Origin of the sequence: Paracidovorax sp. MALMAid1276, from assembly GCF_049198005.1 — a bacterium.
GTDB lineage: Bacteria > Pseudomonadota > Gammaproteobacteria > Burkholderiales > Burkholderiaceae_C > Acidovorax.
Genome location: NZ_JBMIRS010000154.1, coordinates 25,303 through 42,206 on the forward strand (window position 1 = coordinate 25,303; position 16,904 = coordinate 42,206).

General features: G+C 65.8%; 15 protein-coding genes. 4 read left to right on the top strand and 11 right to left on the bottom strand.

Annotated features, from left to right (window positions below):
* Positions 1-117: 117 nt before the first annotated feature.
* From ACOQFS_RS10310 to ACOQFS_RS10360, 11 genes are all read right to left on the bottom strand, one after another.
* Complete coding sequence (locus tag ACOQFS_RS10310; RefSeq protein ID WP_421562788.1) at positions 118-1,905, bottom strand: phosphoethanolamine transferase; 1,788 nt, start codon at positions 1,903-1,905, stop codon at positions 118-120.
* Between the two features lie 75 nt (positions 1,906-1,980).
* Positions 1,981-2,847, bottom strand: coding sequence for an S-formylglutathione hydrolase (gene fghA, locus ACOQFS_RS10315; protein WP_421562789.1), 867 nt, complete (start codon positions 2,845-2,847; stop codon positions 1,981-1,983).
* A gap of 185 nt (positions 2,848-3,032) precedes the next feature.
* Entirely contained in the window at positions 3,033-4,148 is a 1,116-nt protein-coding gene (locus tag ACOQFS_RS10320; RefSeq protein WP_421562790.1) for an S-(hydroxymethyl)glutathione dehydrogenase/class III alcohol dehydrogenase, read from the bottom strand.
* Between the two features lie 94 nt (positions 4,149-4,242).
* Positions 4,243-4,509 (bottom strand): metal/formaldehyde-sensitive transcriptional repressor, encoded by a 267-nt coding sequence (locus tag ACOQFS_RS10325; protein ID WP_421562791.1) that lies wholly within the window; start codon positions 4,507-4,509, stop codon positions 4,243-4,245.
* A 327-nt stretch (positions 4,510-4,836) separates the two neighbouring features.
* Positions 4,837-6,147, bottom strand: coding sequence for a citrate synthase (locus ACOQFS_RS10330; protein WP_421562792.1), 1,311 nt, complete (start codon positions 6,145-6,147; stop codon positions 4,837-4,839).
* Positions 6,148-6,213: 66 nt separating this feature from the next.
* Positions 6,214-6,534 carry a succinate dehydrogenase assembly factor 2 gene (locus ACOQFS_RS10335; protein ID WP_421562793.1) on the bottom strand — a complete coding sequence of 107 codons (321 nt, stop codon included), beginning with the start codon at positions 6,532-6,534 and terminating at the stop codon, positions 6,214-6,216.
* A 28-nt stretch (positions 6,535-6,562) separates the two neighbouring features.
* A complete protein-coding gene (locus ACOQFS_RS10340) occupies positions 6,563-7,264 on the bottom strand; it encodes a succinate dehydrogenase iron-sulfur subunit (protein ID WP_137749577.1) in 702 nt (233 codons plus the stop codon).
* Positions 7,265-7,292: 28 nt separating this feature from the next.
* A complete protein-coding gene (gene sdhA / locus ACOQFS_RS10345; RefSeq protein ID WP_421562794.1) occupies positions 7,293-9,098 on the bottom strand; it encodes a succinate dehydrogenase flavoprotein subunit in 1,806 nt (601 codons plus the stop codon).
* 31 nt (positions 9,099-9,129) lie between these two features.
* Positions 9,130-9,495, bottom strand: coding sequence for a succinate dehydrogenase, hydrophobic membrane anchor protein (gene sdhD / locus ACOQFS_RS10350; RefSeq protein ID WP_421562795.1), 366 nt, complete (start codon positions 9,493-9,495; stop codon positions 9,130-9,132).
* An 84-nt stretch (positions 9,496-9,579) separates the two neighbouring features.
* Positions 9,580-10,014 carry a succinate dehydrogenase, cytochrome b556 subunit gene (gene sdhC, locus ACOQFS_RS10355; RefSeq protein ID WP_421562796.1) on the bottom strand — a complete coding sequence of 145 codons (435 nt, stop codon included), beginning with the start codon at positions 10,012-10,014 and terminating at the stop codon, positions 9,580-9,582.
* Between the two features lie 133 nt (positions 10,015-10,147).
* On the bottom strand, positions 10,148-10,936 hold the full coding sequence (locus ACOQFS_RS10360; protein ID WP_421562797.1) for a GntR family transcriptional regulator: 789 nt from the start codon (positions 10,934-10,936) through the stop codon (positions 10,148-10,150).
* Positions 10,937-11,201: 265 nt separating this feature from the next.
* Here ACOQFS_RS10360 and ACOQFS_RS10365 point away from each other — a divergent pair, with 265 nt between their 5' ends.
* From ACOQFS_RS10365 to acnB, 4 genes are all read left to right on the top strand, one after another.
* Complete coding sequence (locus ACOQFS_RS10365) at positions 11,202-12,188, top strand: malate dehydrogenase (RefSeq protein WP_409831354.1); 987 nt, start codon at positions 11,202-11,204, stop codon at positions 12,186-12,188.
* Between the two features lie 130 nt (positions 12,189-12,318).
* Positions 12,319-13,341 carry an HpcH/HpaI aldolase/citrate lyase family protein gene (locus ACOQFS_RS10370; protein WP_421562798.1) on the top strand — a complete coding sequence of 341 codons (1,023 nt, stop codon included), beginning with the start codon at positions 12,319-12,321 and terminating at the stop codon, positions 13,339-13,341.
* Between the two features lie 39 nt (positions 13,342-13,380).
* Positions 13,381-14,010: a hypothetical protein gene (locus ACOQFS_RS10375; RefSeq protein WP_421562799.1), complete on the top strand. Its 630-nt coding sequence runs from the start codon at positions 13,381-13,383 to the stop codon at positions 14,008-14,010.
* A gap of 111 nt (positions 14,011-14,121) precedes the next feature.
* A complete protein-coding gene (gene acnB / locus ACOQFS_RS10380; protein WP_421562800.1) occupies positions 14,122-16,713 on the top strand; it encodes a bifunctional aconitate hydratase 2/2-methylisocitrate dehydratase in 2,592 nt (863 codons plus the stop codon).
* The last annotated feature ends 191 nt before the right edge of the window (positions 16,714-16,904 follow it).

Below are 16,904 nucleotides of genomic sequence, written 5' to 3' on the forward strand. Positions count from 1 at the left end.
GAGGCGTTCGATGCCGATACCTTGCGTGCCTACCAGTCCGCCGACCTGCGCGAGGGCCAGGCGGCCTGGGCCGAGAAGCGATCTCCCCGCTTCACGGGGCGGTGAGGGGCTCTGGGGTCAGGGGAGCGGCGCCGCAGATGCCAATGTAGATGCGGATTTGGATGTGGATGCGGCACGGCAACCCGCATACACGTCGAGCTCGGGCCGGTAGGCGCCGGTCTGCACGTCCATCAGGCCCAGCACCGAATGGAAATAGCTGTCGTGCGTGATGCGGCGCTCGGACAGGTCGTTCTGCAGGCAGCGGATGGCCGTGTGCTGGCGTGCCTGCATGGCGGGTGACAGCCAGGTGATCCACGGCACGTGCTTTTGCACGTCGGGCGCGATGCTGTAGGGCAGGCCGTGCAGGTACAGGTTGTTTTCGCCCAGCGACTCGCCGTGGTCCGCCACATAGACCATCGCCGTGTTCGCACGGCCGCCGCGCGCGGCCAGCCACCGGATGACCTCGTCCAGAAACGCATCGGTCTCCACGATGCTGTTGTCGTAGGCATTCACCACCTGCTGGCGGTCGCAGTCCTGCAGCGCGGTGGAGGTGCATTCAGGCACGAAGTGCTTGTGCTCCGGGGCCGAGCGCTTGGAGTACGCGGGGCCGTGGCTGCCCATCTGGTGCAGCACCACGACGGTGCCGCGCTGCCGTTGCTGTGCGGGCAAGGCGGCTATGCGCGCATCCAGGTCCTGCAGCATCACGCGGTCCAGGCACTCGGCGCCGGGCGCGCACAGGGCGGGGTCCTTGAGGTCGGTGGTGCTGATCTGGCCCGCGCGGTCACACACGCCCTTGCACCCCGACTGGTTGTCCACCCACAGCACGGCCAGGCCCGCATGCTGCAGCACGTCGATGAGGGTCTCGAAGTTGGCGGCGCGCGCCTCGTAGCCCGTGCGGCCCAGGTGCGAGAACATGCACGGCACCGATGCCGCCGTGCTCGTGCCGCACGACCAGGCATTGCGTGCGCTGGCCAGGTCGCTGCGGGCCGACAGCAGCGGCGTGGTATTGCGCGTGTAGCCGTTCACGCCGAAGTTGCCGCTGCGCCCGGTTTCGCCCAGCACCAGCACCAGCAGCGGCGCGTCGGCCTGGCCTGCATAGCTGGCGCCCAGGTGTGCGTCGCGCCCCACGGGCAGCAGGGTGCGGGTGTTCATGCGCAGCGGCTGTGTGGCGACGTGGCCCAGCGCATACACGCTGTTGAGCGGGTTGATCAGGTAGCGCAGCCGGGGTTGGTTGCGCATGGTGGAGGCAAAGTCCTGGAACACGAGCAGCAGGCACAACACGGCCACGACCAGCGCGACGCCCAGCAGCGCCGCGTTGTGTGCGGCGTGGCGCAGGCTGCCCAGCCGCTTGAGCGGCGTGCGCTGCAACCACAGCAGCGGCGGCCCCGCCAGCGCCAGCACGGTGAACACCATGCGCCAGCCCAGCAGGTCGCCCGCTTCATGCACATCCGTCTGCAGCACGTTGACAAGCATGCTGGCATCAATCGCAATGCCGTAGGCCAGCATGAAGCAGGCGCCCAGCGCGGCCACCACCACCATCAGCCCGGCCACGGGTTTGACCCAGGCACGGCGCCACGCCAGCGTGCAGAGCAGCGCGGTATTGCCGGCCACCACGATGACCCCGAAAGCCAGCACAAAACCCCAGCCGCGCAGGCTGCCGTGGCCCGGCAGCGCGGCCACTTCGCGCCACAGTGGCAGGTTGCTCACGGTCGCCATCCAGATGCTGACGAGCACCATCACCCAGCCCGGGTGCCGGGCTGCGGGGGCGTCGGCCGTGCGGGTGTTCGAGTGGGAGGTGGCTCGCGCCGCAGGGGCTGCGGGCGGGGATCGATGAGAGGGCAGCAGGCGCCGCAGGGTCAGAAGCATGGCGCGCACTGTGGCGCGCCCGGCTTAAGCCGGCATTAAGAGCCTTTGCGTGATGCTGCGTGCTGAGCCCCCCGCTCAGCCCAGCCCGCGCGCGTGGTGCTGCAGATGGTCGGCCATGAAGCTCTGCACGAAGTAGTAGCCGTGGTCGTAGCCCGCATGGCGGCGCAGGGTCAGCGGCTGGCCGATGGCGGCGCAGGCGGCCTCCAGCATCTGCGGGTGCAATTGGTCGGCCAGAAACTTGTCGGCCAGGCCCTGGTCGATGAGGATGCCGCCCGGGTAGGGGGCCACGGGCTGGTGCTGCATGAGCACGGTGGCGTCGTGCTCGATCCAGGTGCTGCGGTCGGGGCCCAGGTAGCCGGTGAAGGCTTTTTCGCCCCAAGGGCACTGGGTGGGGGCGCAGATGGGCGCGAAGGCCGACACGGTCTTGAAGCGGCCCGGGTGGCGCAGCGCCAGCGTCAGCGCCCCGTGGCCGCCCATGCTGTGGCCGAAGATGCCCAGGCGCGTGCCGTCGATGGGCAACTGCTCGGCCACCTGCGGCAGCAGGTCGTTCATCAGGTAGCTTTCCATGTGCCAGTGGGTGTGCCATGGTTCCTGCGTGGCATCGAGGTAGAAGCCTGCGCCCACGCCGAAGTCCCAGCTGTCGGCCTCGCCCGGCACCTTGGCGCCGCGCGGGCTGGTGTCCGGCGCGATGAGGGCCAGGCCCAGCTCGGCGGCCAGGCGCTGGGCACCGGCCTTGACCATGAAGGTTTCTTCGGTGCAGGTCAGGCCCGCCAGGTACACCACGGCGGGCACGGGGCCCTGTTGCGCCTGCGGCGGCAGGTAGACCGCAAACTTCATTGGCAGGCCGATGGTGGCGGAGGCGTGCTGGTAAAAGCGCTGCTCGCCGCCGAAGCAGGCGTGGGCGCTGAGCAGTTCGATCGTGGATTCTGAGAGGCTGGACATGTGTGGCGTGCCTGTTCTCTTTTTCTGGGTGTTAGGGCGGATCCGGTCGTCTGCAACTTCGTATGTTGTCGGAGCTGCCCTTGCCACTGGCGCGACCCATGCCAGGGACGCCGAGCAAGGGCCGCCCCGCCGCGAGGGCGTCGTCCCCCTGGGGGGAAGGCGCCGCAGGCGACTCAGGGGGAGGGCTATGCCGCGTACTTGACGACCGAGCGGATCGACTTGCCTTCGTGCATCAAGTCAAACGCTTCGTTGATGTCCTTCAGGCCCATGGTGTGCGTCACGAAGGGTTCGAGCTGGATCTTGCCCGCCATCGCGTCTTCGACCATGCCGGGCAGCTCGCTGCGGCCCTTGACGCCGCCAAACGCCGTGCCCAGCCACTTGCGGCCGGTGACGAGGTGGAAGGGGCGGGTGCTGATCTCCTGCCCCGCGCCGGCCACGCCGATGATGACCGACTGGCCCCAGCCGCGGTGCGCGCATTCCAGCGCGGCGCGCATCACGTTGACGTTGCCGATGCACTCGAAGCTGTGGTCCACGCCCCAGGTGGTCATCTCCACGATGACCTGCTGGATGGGCTTGTCGAAGTCCTTGGGGTTGATGCAGTCGGTGGCGCCAAAGGTGCGGGCCAGGTCGAACTTGCTCGGGTTGGTGTCGATGGCGATAATGCGCCCGGCCTTGGCCAGCTTGGCGCCCTGGATCACGGCCAGGCCGATGCCGCCCAGGCCGAACACAGCCACGGTGTCACCCTCCTGCACCTTGGCGGTGTTCTTGACGGCGCCCAGGCCCGTGGTCACGCCGCAGCCCAGCAGGCAGACCTGCTCGGGGTTGGCGTTGGGGTTGACCTTGGCCAGTGACACCTCGGCCACCACGGTGTATTCGCTGAAGGTGCTGCAGCCCATGTAGTGGTAGATGGGCTGGCCGTTGTACGAAAAGCGCGTGGTGCCGTCGGGCATCACGCCCTTGCCCTGGGTGGCGCGTACGGCCACGCACAGGTTGGTCTTGCCACTCTTGCAGAACAGGCATTCGCCGCATTCGGCGGTGTAGAGCGGGATCACGTGGTCGCCCGGCTTCACGCTGGTCACGCCTTCGCCCACTTCCACCACGATGCCCGCGCCCTCGTGGCCCAGCACCACGGGGAACAGGCCTTCGGGGTCGTCGCCACTCAGGGTGAAGGCGTCGGTGTGGCACACGCCGGTGTCGGTGATGCGGATGAGCACTTCGCCCTTTTGGGGCGGGGCCACGTCGATCTCGACGATCTGCAGCGGTTCTCCAGCCTTGAAGGCAACGGCGGCGCGGGATTTCATGGGGTGGTCCTTTGTGGGTCGTGTGGAAGCGTTGGAAGGAGGCGCCGGGCCCGGCGTCGGTGGCAGCGATGCCAGCGGCGGCGGGCCGGCAGGGTCATTTCAGGTACGACCGCAGCAGCGCCAGGGTCTCGTCGATGGCGGCCTGCGGGGGTGCGGGGTTTTGCGCCAGCAGCTCGCGCACATGGCTGTCCAGCAGGTCGGCCATCAGCCCATGCACGGCGCCGCGCATGGCGGCCAGCTGCTGCAGGATGGGGGCGCAGTCGCTGCCCGCCTCGACGGCGCGCTCAAGCGCCGCAGCCTGGCCCTTGATGCGGCGCAGGCGGGTGATGGCGCGTCGCTTGTCCTGGGGTGAGTGGGGCATGGGCGTGCTGTGCGGCAGGCGGCGGTTGGTACTGGTGGATAGTATAAAAGTGCGGGATTTGCCAGTAAAGCGGTGGCGGGTTATTTTTTGGTTTAACTAGGGGGTAGTATTGTTTGAATACGGGTTTGTTTACGCCGAAGCTGCGGATGGCTCGCAAAGGTTCGCAACGGCTCGCTCCACCGTCGCGTGCCGTGCGTGGCGCAAAAAAAAAAGGCCCGCAGGCACAGGGCCTGCGGGCTTTGGGGGGTGTGGCTAGGGCGGTGGGTCCCGGCATCAGGGCGGCGTGCCACCCTGTCTGCCTGACGGCCGCCAGCCCGGCCGCTGCGATCAGCGCTTGTCCAGCGCGGGCACGTCGCGGCGCTCGGAGCCGGTGAACAGCTGGCGGGGGCGGCCGATCTTGTACTCGGGGTCGCCGATCATTTCGTTGAGCTGGGCGATCCAGCCCACGGTGCGGGCCAACGCGAAGATGCCGGTGAACAGGTTCACCGGGATGCCGATGGCGCGCTGCACGATGCCGGAGTAGAAGTCCACGTTCGGGTAGAGCTTGCGCTGCACGAAGTAGTCGTCTTCCAGGGCGATCTTCTCCAGCTCCTTGGCCAGCTTGAACAGCGGGTCCTTTTCGAGGCCCAGCTCGGCCAGCACTTCATTGCAGGTCTCTTGCATGAGCTTGGCGCGGGGGTCGTAGTTCTTGTACACGCGGTGGCCAAAGCCCATCAGCTTGACGCCGGAGTTCTTGTCCTTGACCTGCTTGATGAACTCGCCGATCTTTTCCACGCCGCCCTGGGCCTGGATGTCGTGCAGCATGTTCAGCGCCGCTTCGTTGGCGCCGCCGTGGGCAGGGCCCCACAGGCAGGCCACGCCTGCAGCGATGGCCGCGAACGGGTTGGTGCCCGACGAACCGCACAGGCGCACGGTGGAGGTCGATGCGTTCTGCTCGTGGTCGGCGTGCAGGATGAAGATGCGGTCGAGCGCGCGTTCCAGCACGGGGTTGACCTTGTACTCTTCGCAGGGCGTGCCGAACATCATGCGCAGGAAGTTGCCGGCGTAGCTCAGGTTGTTCTGCGGGTACATGTACGGCTGGCCCATGCCGTACTTGTAGGCCATGGCGACCAGGGTGGGCATCTTGGCGATCAGGCGGATCGCCGCGATCTCACGGTGCTGCGGGTTGTTGATGTCGGTGCTGTCATGGTAGAAGGCCGACAGGGCGCCCACCAGGCCGGTCAGCACGGCCATGGGGTGCGCGTCGCGGCGGAAGCCGCGCAGGAAGAACTGCATCTGCTCGTTCACCATGGTGTGGTTGGTCACGAGCTTGTGGAAGTCGGTGCGCTGCGTCTCGTTGGGCAGTTCGCCGTTGAGCAGCAGGTAGCAGGTGTCCAGGTAGTCGCACTGGGTGGCCAGTTGCTCGATGGGGTACCCACGGTACAGCAGCTCGCCCTTGTCGCCATCGATGTAGGTGATGGCCGACTGCGTGGCAGCCGTGGACAGGAAGCCCGGGTCATAGGTGAACATGCCCGTTTGCGCGTACAGCTTGCGGATGTCGATGACATCCGGGCCAATGCTGCCCTGGTAGACCGGCAGGTCCACGCTGGGGCTGCCATTGCTGAAGGACAGGGTGGCTTTGTTGTCAGCTAGCTTCATTGTTACTTTCCTTGGGTAAGTTGCCGGAATTCCGGAGGTCGGGCCTTGTGTCTCAGGTCCTGGGGCTCAGGGCCGTGGTCGTGCCGCGCCGCCGCCGAGGCGCAGCATGCCAAGCACTTCACGCACTTCTTCTGTATCCAGTTCGCCTTCGGGTTCGCGGCGCGCAAGCACCAGGTCCAGGAGGTCGTTGTCCGCCAGATCCATCAGCTGGTTCATGCCGTGGGCCTGGCGCCAGGTCAGGCCCGCGCCGTGCCGGGCGAAGAAGTTCTCGATGTAGAGATCGTTCTCCAGCAGGCCGCGCCGGCAGCGCCAGTGCAGCTTGGCGCGCTCACGCTCGTCCAGCAGGTCGCCGGGCGATGGCAGGGCAGGGGTGGCGGTCTCGGACATGGCGGTGCTGCTCGGGAAAAAGGACGAATCAGACGGCGCGGCGCACCATCAGTTCCTTGATCTTGCCGATGGCCATCGTGGGGTTCAGGCCCTTGGGGCACACGTCCACGCAGTTCATGATGGTGTGGCAGCGGAACAGGCGGTACGGATCTTCGAGGTTGTCCAGGCGTGCACCCGTGGCTTCGTCGCGGCTGTCCGCGATGAAGCGGTAGGCCTGCAGCAGGCCGGCGGGGCCCACGAACTTGTCGGGGTTCCACCAGAAGCTGGGGCAGCTCGTGGAGCAGCTCGCGCACAGGATGCACTCATACAGGCCGTTGAGCTCTTCGCGCTCTTCGGGGCTCTGCAGGCGTTCCTTCTCGGGCGCCAGGTCTTCCGTGATGAGGTAGGGCTTGATCGAGTTGTACTGCTTGAAGAACTGCGTCATGTCCACGATCAGGTCGCGGATGACTGGCAGGCCGGGCAGGGGCTTCAGAACGATGGTGCCCTTGAGGGTGTTCATGTTCGTCAGGCACGCCAGACCGTTCTTGCCGTTGATGTTCATGGCGTCCGAGCCGCACACGCCTTCGCGGCACGAACGGCGGAACGACAGGCTGGGGTCTTGCTCCTTGAGCTTGACCAGGGCGTCCAGCAGCATGCGCTCGTGGCCATCGAGCTCGATCTCGATGGTCTGCATGTAGGGCTTGGCGTCCTTGTCCGGGTCGTAGCGGTAGATTTGAAAGGTGCGCTTCATGTTGTTCTTTCGTGAGGCTGCTGCGGAATCAGAACGTACGGACCTTGGGGGGCACGCTGTCCACCGTCAGGGGCTTGAGGTTGACGGGCTTGTAGGTCAGGCTGTTGTCCGCGCTGTGCCACAGCGTGTGCTTCATCCATTCCTTGTCGTTGCGGCCCAGCGGGAACTCGGCGTGGTCGGCAGGGTGCTCGTAGTCGTACACCGTGTGCGCGCCACGGCATTCGCGGCGGGCTGCGGCCGAGGTCATCGTGGCCTGCGCCACTTCGATCAGGTTGTCGACTTCCAGGGCTTCCATGCGGGCCGTGTTCCAGACCTTGGACTTGTCCTTCAGCGTCACATTGCCCACGCGTTCGCGGATGGCGTTGATCTTGACCACGCCTTCGTCCATGCTGGCCTGCGTGCGGAACACGCCGGCGTGCTGCTGCATGCTGGAGCGGATGTCGTTGGCCACGTCCTGGGCGTAGATGCCGGCGTTCGATTCCTGCAGCTGGTTCAGGCGGGTCAGGGTGCGGTCTGCGCCGTCGGCGGGCATGTTCTGGTGCTCGCCGTAGCCCTTGACGAAGCTCACGATGTGCTTGCCGGCCGACTTGCCGAAGACCAGCAGGTCCAGCAGCGAGTTCGTGCCCAGGCGGTTGGCGCCGTGCACCGAGACGCACGAGCATTCGCCCACGGCATAGAGGCCGTTGACGATGTGGTTCTGCTCGCCATCGTGCACCACGACCTGGCCGTTGATGTTGGTGGGGATGCCACCCATCTGGTAGTGGATGGTGGGCACCACGGGGATCGGTTCCTTGGTGATGTCCACGTTGGCGAAGTTGTGGCCGATCTCTTCCACCGAAGGCAGTCGCTTCCTGATGGTGTCCGCGCCCAGGTGGTCGAGCTTCATCAGGATGTAGTCCTTGTTGGGACCGCAGCCACGGCCTTCCTTGATCTCCTGGTCCATCGAGCGGGACACGAAGTCGCGCGGTGCCAGGTCCTTCAGGGTGGGCGCATAGCGCTCCATGAAGCGCTCGCCATTGCTGTTGAGCAGGATGGCGCCTTCACCGCGGCAGCCTTCGGTCAGCAGCACGCCCGCGCCGGCCACGCCGGTGGGGTGGAACTGCCAGAACTCCATGTCCTGCAGCGGAATGCCGGCACGCGCGGCCATGCCCAGGCCGTCGCCGGTGTTGATGAACGCATTCGTGGATGCGGCAAAAATTCGTCCTGCCCCGCCGGTGGCCAGCAGCACGGCCTTGGCCTGCAGCTCGTACAGGTCGCCGGTTTCGAGTTCGAGCGCGGTCACGCCGACCACGTCGCCCTTGTCGTTGCGGATCAGGTCCAGCGCCATCCACTCCACGAAGAAGTTGGTCTTGGATTTCACGTTCTGCTGGTACAGCGTGTGCAGCATGGCGTGGCCGGTGCGGTCGGCCGCGGCGCAGGCGCGCTGCACGGGCTTCTCGCCGTAGTTGGCGGTGTGGCCGCCGAAGGGACGCTGGTAGATGGTGCCGTCGGGGTTGCGGTCGAACGGCATGCCGAAGTGTTCGAGTTCGATCACCACGTTCGGTGCTTCGCGGCACATGAACTCGATGGCGTCCTGGTCGCCCAGCCAGTCAGAGCCCTTGATGGTGTCGTAGAAGTGGTAGTGCCAGTTGTCCTCGCTCATGTTGCCGAGCGACGCGGACACGCCGCCCTGCGCCGCCACGGTGTGCGAGCGGGTGGGGAACACCTTGGACAGGCAGGCCACGTTCAGGCCGGCGCGGGACAGTTCCAGCGAGGCGCGCATGCCGGAGCCGCCGGCGCCGACGATGACGACGTCGAACTTGCGCTTGGTGATGTTAGCTTTGGTGTAGCTCATTGTTGTTTGCCTTCAGTCGCGGGGGGATCAATCAGAGACGCCACAGAACCTGGATGCCCCAGCCGGCGCAGCCGACGAGCCAGACGATGGTGAAAACCTGCAGCGCCAGGCGCAGGCCCACGGGCTTGATGTAGTCCATCAGCACTTCGCGCACACCCACCCAGGCGTGCCATGCCAGCGCGATGATCACGGAGAAGGTCAGCACCTTCATCCACTGGGCCGAGAAGATGCCGGCCCATTTGTCGTAGCCCATGGGGCCGGTGTTGAAGATCACCTGGGCCAGCAGGGCCAGGGTGAACAGCGCCATCAGGATGGCCGTGACACGCTGGCTGAGCCAGTCGCGCAGGCCATAGTGGGCGCCGACGACGACGCGCTTGGAACCGTAATTGACGGACATGGATGTTTTCCTCTTGTCTTGTTCTGCGGGGGAGCACTGCGGGGTGGCAGCGGCCGCTGCCGTTTCCGCGGATCGGGGTGGGGGTCAGTACAGGCCGAACAGCTTGGCGCCCAGCACCAGGGTCAGGGGCAGGCTGATGGCGAGCACGGCCAGGGCCGACGTCTTGCCGAACTGCTTGTTCACGGCGCTGTGGCTCACGTCCATCCACAGGTGGCGCAGGCCGGCGGTGAAGTGGTGCAGATAGGCCCAGATCAGGCCCAGGGCCACCAGCTTGATGAACCAGCCGGGCACGATGCCGATGCCGACGCCGAAGGCTGCCGTGAACTTGGCGAACGAATATTCGGAAGACACCGAGGTGTCGAACATCCAGATGATGAAAGGCAGCAGCAGGAACATGAGGATTCCGCTGGCTCGGTGCAGGATCGAAACCCAGGCCGCAGGCGTCATGCGGTAGGTGGTCAGGTCCTTGAAGGCATTGATGTTGCGGAATTCAGGCCGTTTTTTGGCTAGTTCAGTCATGTCTGGCGCTTTCGTGGATGTAACTGCTTTGTAATTGGGAGATTCAAAGAACGCAAAATTCTATTGCAACGCAACAAGTCGGTCGTCTTCAGTCGCTAAATATCGACAGTTCCGCTCGGGTGCCAGGGTTGTGTCAGCTCAGCTCATTACGGTAGTGGTGCGTGTCGGTGAGATACAGCCCGCGCCGTAACTCCATCGGAACATCGTTGTAGGTATAGGCCACGCGCTCCACGCTCAGCAGCGGCGTCGACGGCGCGATCTTCAGCAGCCGCGCCTGCTCCTCGTCGGGCAGCACCGCGCGGATCTTCTCTTCGGCACGCACCATGCGCACGCCGAAATCGATCTCGAACATGGCGTAGGTGGGGCCCTGGTAATTCGCCAGCTGTTCCGCCGTCAAACCCTTGAAAGCATGGCCCGGCAGCCAGATGTCTTCGAGGATGGTGGGCACGCCGCCGAACGAAAGAATACGCTTGGCCTGCATGACGGCGTCGGCGCTGCGCAGGGCCAGCGCGCGGGCCACGTCGGCGCTGGCGCGCACGCGGCGGCATTCGATCACGTGGCGCTGGGCCGGGCCTTCCACGCGCGCGTCGCCCGTGTCCGGCAGCAGCTTCAAGAAGCGGTACTGCACGTGCTGCTCGGCATGGGTGGCGACAAAGGTGCCCTTGCCCTGGCGCCGCATCACCAGGTTCTCGGCGGCCAGCTCGTCGATGGCCTTGCGCACCGTGCCCTGGCTCACCTTGAAACGGGCGGCCAGCTCCATCTCGCTGGGGATGGCTTCGCCGGGCTTCCATTCGCCCTGCTGCAGGCTTTGCAGGATCAGGCCCTTGATCTGCTGGTACAGCGGGCTGAAGGCCGGCGTGGCAGCGCCCGTGCCACCGCCGGGAGGGGCAGAGGGGTCGGCAGCAAACGGAAGCGAGGACATGGCGAGCGGCGGCGGGGCAAGGCTAAGGGTTGGCAGGCGCGGCGCACGGGTAGGGCGGCGTTGCCAGTGCAGGTGCTGGAGGATGGCAGTGGGATGACAAAACTGACCGCAATCATATCTTATATAAGACATAAGACAAATTGACCGAGTGATCCAATCGGCGGTACACTCCCGGGCTGTTTTGCAGGGCACGGGCTGCTGGTAACAGGCGCTGGTGCTTGCTTTGCATCACCCTCTGTTTTTTCACTTCCCTGGAGTTCTCACCATGAGCAAGAAGCCTGTTCGCGTCGCCGTCACCGGCGCCGCCGGCCAAATCGGTTACGCCCTGCTGTTCCGCATCGCCTCCGGCGAAATGCTGGGCAAGGACCAGCCCGTCATCCTGCAGCTGCTCGAAGTGCCCGTGGAAGGCCCCCAGAAGGCGCTGAAGGGCGTGATGATGGAACTGGACGACTGCGCGTTCCCGCTGCTCGTCGAGATGACCGCCCACAGCGACCCCATGACCGCGTTCAAGGATGCCGACTACGCGCTGCTGGTGGGCTCGCGTCCCCGCGGCCCCGGCATGGAGCGTGCCGAGCTGCTGGCCGTGAACGGCGCCATCTTCACGGCCCAGGGCAAGGCGCTGAACGCCGTGGCCTCGCGCGACGTGAAGGTGCTGGTCGTCGGCAACCCTGCCAACACCAACGCCTACATCGCCATGAAGTCGGCCCCCGACCTGCCGCGCAAGAACTTCACCGCCATGCTGCGCCTGGACCACAACCGCGCTGCCAGCCAGATCGCCGCCAAGACCGGCAAGGCCGTGGCCGACATCGAGAAGCTGACCGTGTGGGGCAACCACTCGCCCACGATGTATGCCGACTACCGCTTCGCCACCATCAACGGCGAAAGCGTCGCCAAGATGATCAACGACCAGGAATGGAACGCCAACACCTTCCTGCCCACCGTGGGCAAGCGCGGCGCCGCCATCATCGAAGCACGCGGCCTGTCTTCGGCGGCCTCGGCTGCCAACGCCGCCATCGACCACATGCGCGACTGGGCCCTGGGCACCAACGGCAAGTGGGTCACCATGGGTGTGCCGTCGGACGGCCAGTACGGCATTCCGAAGGACGTGATGTTCGGCTTCCCCGTGACCTGCGAAAACGGCGAATACAAGATCGTGGAAGGCCTGGAGATCGACGCGTTCTCGCAAGAGCGCATCAACACCACGCTGGCCGAGCTGCAGGGCGAGCAAGAAGGCGTCAAGCACCTGCTGTGATGTGCAGCCCCGGCTGTCCGTTGCTGTTGCCCATGACCGACCGGAACCCCGCGCTCTGCCGCCGTCCTGAGGAAATGGGCACGCACCCAGCCGGTGAACTGCCTGCACGCGCCCCAGGCCGCCGCTTGTCATGACCGCCGCCGCAGCCTTACCCGCACATCCCGCCAGCGTGCTGCTCGGCGCCCAGGCAGCCGCCCGCCGGCTGCCCGTGTGCGACCACTACAGCGGCGTGGACGCCCGCATGCGCAAGAGCCTGGAGCTGCAGGCCCAGATGACGGCCGAGTTCGGCCACTGTGTTTTCGATGTCACGCTGGACTGCGAGGACGGCGCCCCGGTGGGGCAGGAGCGCGAACACGCTGAACTCGTCGCCACCCTTGCGCGCACTGCCCCGCTAGGCGCCCGCGTGGCTGCCCGCGTGCACACGGTGGACCACCCCGCGTTCGCCCATGACATGGCCACCATTGCAGGCGAGGCCGGCCACCGCCTCACGCACATCATGGTCCCCAAGGTCGAGTCGGTGGATGACGTGCTGCAGGCCGAGAAGGCCCTGCTGGCCGCGTCTGCGGGCCATCTGCCGCTGCATGTGCTGATCGAGTCCCCGGCGGCCGTGCAGCGCGCGTTCGAGATCGCCGCCCATCCGCGCGTGCAGAGCCTGAGTTTCGGGCTCATGGATTTCGTGTCGGCCCATGGGGGCGCGATTCCCGCATCGGCCATGGGCTCGCGGGGGCAGTTCGAGCACCCCCTTGTGGTGCGCGCCAAGCTGGAGATCGCGGCCGCCTGCCACGCGCACGGCAAGGTGCCCTCGCATTGCGTGGTCACCGAGTTTGCGGATTCCGACGCCATGCAGTCGGCCGCCACCCGGGCCTCGGAGGACCTGGGTTACACCCGCATGTGGAGCATCCACCCTGCGCAGATCCGTCCCATCCTGCAGGCGTTTTCCCCGCAGCAGGGCGAGATCGATGTGGCTTCAAAAATAGTCGCTGCCGCCGCAGATGCTGATTGGGCTCCGATCAGTTTTGAGGGCAAGCTGCATGACCGCGCCAGCTACCGTTTTTATTGGCAGGTGCTGGAGCGTGCCCACAGCACCGGGCGCGCCTTGCCGCCCACGGTGCGCCATTGGTTTGATGCACCGGCATCCGCTCGCGCCGACTGAATTGAATCCCGTCCCTTTCAACCCGCAGGAACCTTCACGATGAAATCCCTGATCGCCTCTGCCCTGCTGCTGCTGGCCCCGGCCCTCGCCATGGCGCAAACCCCTGCGCAACCTGCGGCCAAGCCGGATGCCAAGGCACCCGCAAAAACTGCGGCAAAGCCGGCCGCCAAGCCCGCAGCCCCATCCGACGCGAAGTCCGGGAAGGCAGCCGCCCAGAAGGCCGATACCGCCAAGGCGGCAGACGCCACCAGCAGCCGTACCCAGCTCAAGAGTGCCGCCAACCAGGTCGCCACCGGCATCATTGCGGCCGAGGCCGCCCTGACGCCCGAAGAGCTGGCGATTGCCGAGCGTGTGCATGTCGGGCGCATGCCCTGCGAGCTCGGCGCTTTCGTCACCGTCACCGCCGACAGCGCCACACCGGGCCGCTTCCACGTGGAAGGCAAGGGCTTCAAGTACCACATGTCGCCGGTCGCCACGTCCACCGGCACGGTGCGGCTGGAGGACCAGAAGGGCGGGGCCGTGTGGCTTCAGATCGCCAACAAGTCGATGCTGATGAACCAGAAGCTGGGCCAGCGCCTGGCCGACGAGTGCATGAGCCCACAACAGGTGGTGGTGGCTGAAGCCATCAAGAAGAACCCACCCGTGAGCGTGCTGGAGCCGCTGAAATAGGCCGCGTCCGGCCGTCCGCTCTGACACCTCGACAAGCAGAAGAAAAAGCTTCCCGCGTGCCGGTTCTGCCGCGCACGCCACCCCACTTTAGAACGCAACCGGAGAAAAATGATGTTGAAAGCCTACCGTGACCATGTGGCCGAGCGCGCCGCGCTGGGCATCCCGCCGCTGCCGCTGGACGCCAAGCAAGTGGCCGAACTGATCGAGCTGATCAAGAACCCGCCCGCCGGCGAAGACGCCTTCCTGCTGGACCTGCTCACGCACCGCGTGCCGCCGGGTGTGGACGACGCTGCCAAGGTCAAGGCCAGCTTCCTAGCGGCCGTGGCGCACGGCGACGTGAAGGTGGGCCTGATCTCCAAGTCCAAGGCCACCGAGCTGCTGGGCACCATGGTGGGCGGCTACAACGTGCACCCCCTGATCGAGCTGCTGGACGACGCCGAGGTGGCCGCCGTGGCTGCCGATGCGCTCAAGAAGACGCTTTTGATGTTCGACTTCTTCAACGATGTCGCCACCAAGGCCAAGGCGGGCAACGCCAAGGCCCAGGAAGTGATGCAGAGCTGGGCCAATGCCGAATGGTTCACCTCGCGCCCTGAAGTGGAGAAGAAGATCACCGTCACCGTGTTCAAGGTGCCCGGTGAAACCAACACCGACGACCTGTCGCCCGCTCCCGATGCCTGGAGCCGCCCCGACATCCCGCTGCACTACCTAGCCATGCTCAAGAACACCCGTCCCGACGCGGCTTTCAAGCCCGAAGAAGACGGCAAGCGCGGCCCCATGCAGTTCATCGATGACCTGAAGAAGAAGGGCCACCTGGTCGCCTACGTGGGCGACGTGGTCGGTACCGGTTCCTCGCGCAAGTCGGCCACCAACTCCATCGTCTGGGCCACGGGCCAGGACATCCCCTTCGTGCCGAACAAGCGCTTTGGCGGCGTCACGCTGGGCGGCAAGATCGCGCCCATCTTCTTCAACACGCAGGAAGACTCGGGCTCGCTGCCGATCGAAGTGGACGTGTCCAAGCTGGAAATGGGCGACGTGATCGACGTGATGCCCTACGACGGCAAGATCGTGAAGAACGGCGCCACCGTGGCGGAGTTCCAGCTCAAGAGCGATGTGCTGTTTGACGAAGTGCGCGCCGGCGGCCGCATCAACCTCATCATCGGCCGTTCGCTGACCGGCAAGGCGCGTGAATTCCTGGGCCTGCCCGCATCCACCGTGTTCCGCCTGCCCACGGCCCCTGCCGAAAGCAAGGCCGGCTTCACGCTGGCGCAGAAGATGGTCGGCCGCGCCGTGGGCCTGCCCGAAGGCCAGGGCGTGCGCCCCGGTACCTACTGCGAACCCAAGATGACCACCGTGGGCAGCCAGGACACCACCGGCCCCATGACCCGCGACGAACTGAAGGACCTGGCCTGCCTGGGCTTCTCGGCCGACCTGGTGATGCAGTCCTTCTGCCACACGGCCGCTTACCCCAAGCCCGTGGACGTGAAGACCCACCGCGAGCTGCCCGCCTTCATCTCCAACCGTGGCGGCGTGGCCCTGCGTCCTGGCGACGGCGTGATCCACAGCTGGCTCAACCGCCTGCTGCTGCCCGACACCGTGGGCACCGGCGGCGATTCGCACACGCGTTTCCCCATCGGCATTTCCTTCCCCGCAGGTTCGGGCCTGGTGGCCTTCGGCGCCGCCACGGGCGTGATGCCTTTGGACATGCCTGAGTCCATCCTGGTGCGCTTCAAGGGCGAGATGCAGCCCGGCGTGACCCTGCGCGATCTGGTGCACGCGATCCCGCTGTACGCCATCAAGCAGGGCCTGCTGACGGTGGCCAAGGCCGGCAAGATCAACGCCTTCTCCGGCCGCATCCTCGAAATCGAAGGCCTGCCAGACCTGAAGGTCGAGCAGGCGTTCGAGCTGTCCGACGCGTCGGCCGAGCGCTCGGCTGCCGGCTGCACGATCAAGCTCAACCCCGAGCCGATCAAGGAATACCTGACCTCGAACATCGTTCTGATGAAGAACATGATCGCCGACGGTTATGCCGACGCCAAGACGCTGCAGCGCCGCATCGAGAAGGTCGAAGCCTGGCTGGCCAAGCCCGACCTGCTCGAAGCCGACAAGGACGCCGAATACGCCGCTGTCATCGAGATCGACCTGGCCGACATCAAGGAACCCATCGTCTGCTGCCCCAACGACCCGGACGACGCCAAGTTCCTGTCCGAAGTGGCCGGCACCAAGATCGATGAAGCCTTCATCGGTTCGTGCATGACCAACATCGGCCACTTCCGCGCAGCCGCCAAGCTGCTGGGCGGCCAGCGCGACATCCCCGTCAAGCTGTGGGTGGCACCGCCCACCAAGATGGACGAGAGCGAGCTGATCAAGGAAGGCCACTACGCGGCATTCGGCACGGCCGGTGCGCGCACCGAAATGCCCGGCTGCTCGCTGTGCATGGGCAACCAGGCCCAGGTGCGCGAAGGCGCGACGGTGATCTCCACCTCCACCCGCAACTTCCCCAACCGCCTGGGCAAGAACACCAACGTGTTCCTGGGCTCGGCCGAACTGGCCGCCATCGCCTCGCGCCTCGGCCATCTGCCCACCAAGGAGGAGTACCTCAAGGAAATGGGCGTGATCGATGCAGACAAGGCCAGTGTGTACCGCTACATGAACTTCGATCAGATCGACGAGTACGCACAAACCGCGAAGGCGGTTGCGGCCTGACCCCCGCCGCGCTGACACAAAACCCGCTTCGGCGGGTTTTGTTTTGTCCAATTGCTATTGAAAACATAGCTACTATCGCTTGATGGTAAAGCGATAGGGATGTCCTGCATAACCCTCGCGAGTGCGTGGTAGTGCTGATCGGGATGGGCCGCAAGGCGTCTTTTTGCAGCCAATAGCGCGGCTATTGGCAA

Coding starts and splice junctions, on each gene's coding strand:
- sdhC (WP_421562796.1), bottom strand. CDS start 10,014: ATGACTGAACTAGCCAAAAAACGGCCTGAATTCCGCAACATCAATGCC.
- ACOQFS_RS10320 (WP_421562790.1), bottom strand. CDS start 4,148: ATGAAATCCCGCGCCGCCGTTGCCTTCAAGGCTGGAGAACCGCTGCAG.
- sdhA (WP_421562794.1), bottom strand. CDS start 9,098: ATGAGCTACACCAAAGCTAACATCACCAAGCGCAAGTTCGACGTCGTC.
- ACOQFS_RS10375 (WP_421562799.1), top strand. CDS start 13,381: ATGAAATCCCTGATCGCCTCTGCCCTGCTGCTGCTGGCCCCGGCCCTC.
- ACOQFS_RS10325 (WP_421562791.1), bottom strand. CDS start 4,509: ATGCCCCACTCACCCCAGGACAAGCGACGCGCCATCACCCGCCTGCGC.
- sdhD (WP_421562795.1), bottom strand. CDS start 9,495: ATGTCCGTCAATTACGGTTCCAAGCGCGTCGTCGTCGGCGCCCACTAT.
- ACOQFS_RS10335 (WP_421562793.1), bottom strand. CDS start 6,534: ATGTCCGAGACCGCCACCCCTGCCCTGCCATCGCCCGGCGACCTGCTG.
- acnB (WP_421562800.1), top strand. CDS start 14,122: ATGTTGAAAGCCTACCGTGACCATGTGGCCGAGCGCGCCGCGCTGGGC.
- fghA (WP_421562789.1), bottom strand. CDS start 2,847: ATGTCCAGCCTCTCAGAATCCACGATCGAACTGCTCAGCGCCCACGCC.
- ACOQFS_RS10330 (WP_421562792.1), bottom strand. CDS start 6,147: ATGAAGCTAGCTGACAACAAAGCCACCCTGTCCTTCAGCAATGGCAGC.
- ACOQFS_RS10360 (WP_421562797.1), bottom strand. CDS start 10,936: ATGTCCTCGCTTCCGTTTGCTGCCGACCCCTCTGCCCCTCCCGGCGGT.
- ACOQFS_RS10365 (WP_409831354.1), top strand. CDS start 11,202: ATGAGCAAGAAGCCTGTTCGCGTCGCCGTCACCGGCGCCGCCGGCCAA.
- ACOQFS_RS10310 (WP_421562788.1), bottom strand. CDS start 1,905: ATGCTTCTGACCCTGCGGCGCCTGCTGCCCTCTCATCGATCCCCGCCC.
- ACOQFS_RS10340 (WP_137749577.1), bottom strand. CDS start 7,264: ATGAAGCGCACCTTTCAAATCTACCGCTACGACCCGGACAAGGACGCC.
- ACOQFS_RS10370 (WP_421562798.1), top strand. CDS start 12,319: ATGACCGCCGCCGCAGCCTTACCCGCACATCCCGCCAGCGTGCTGCTC.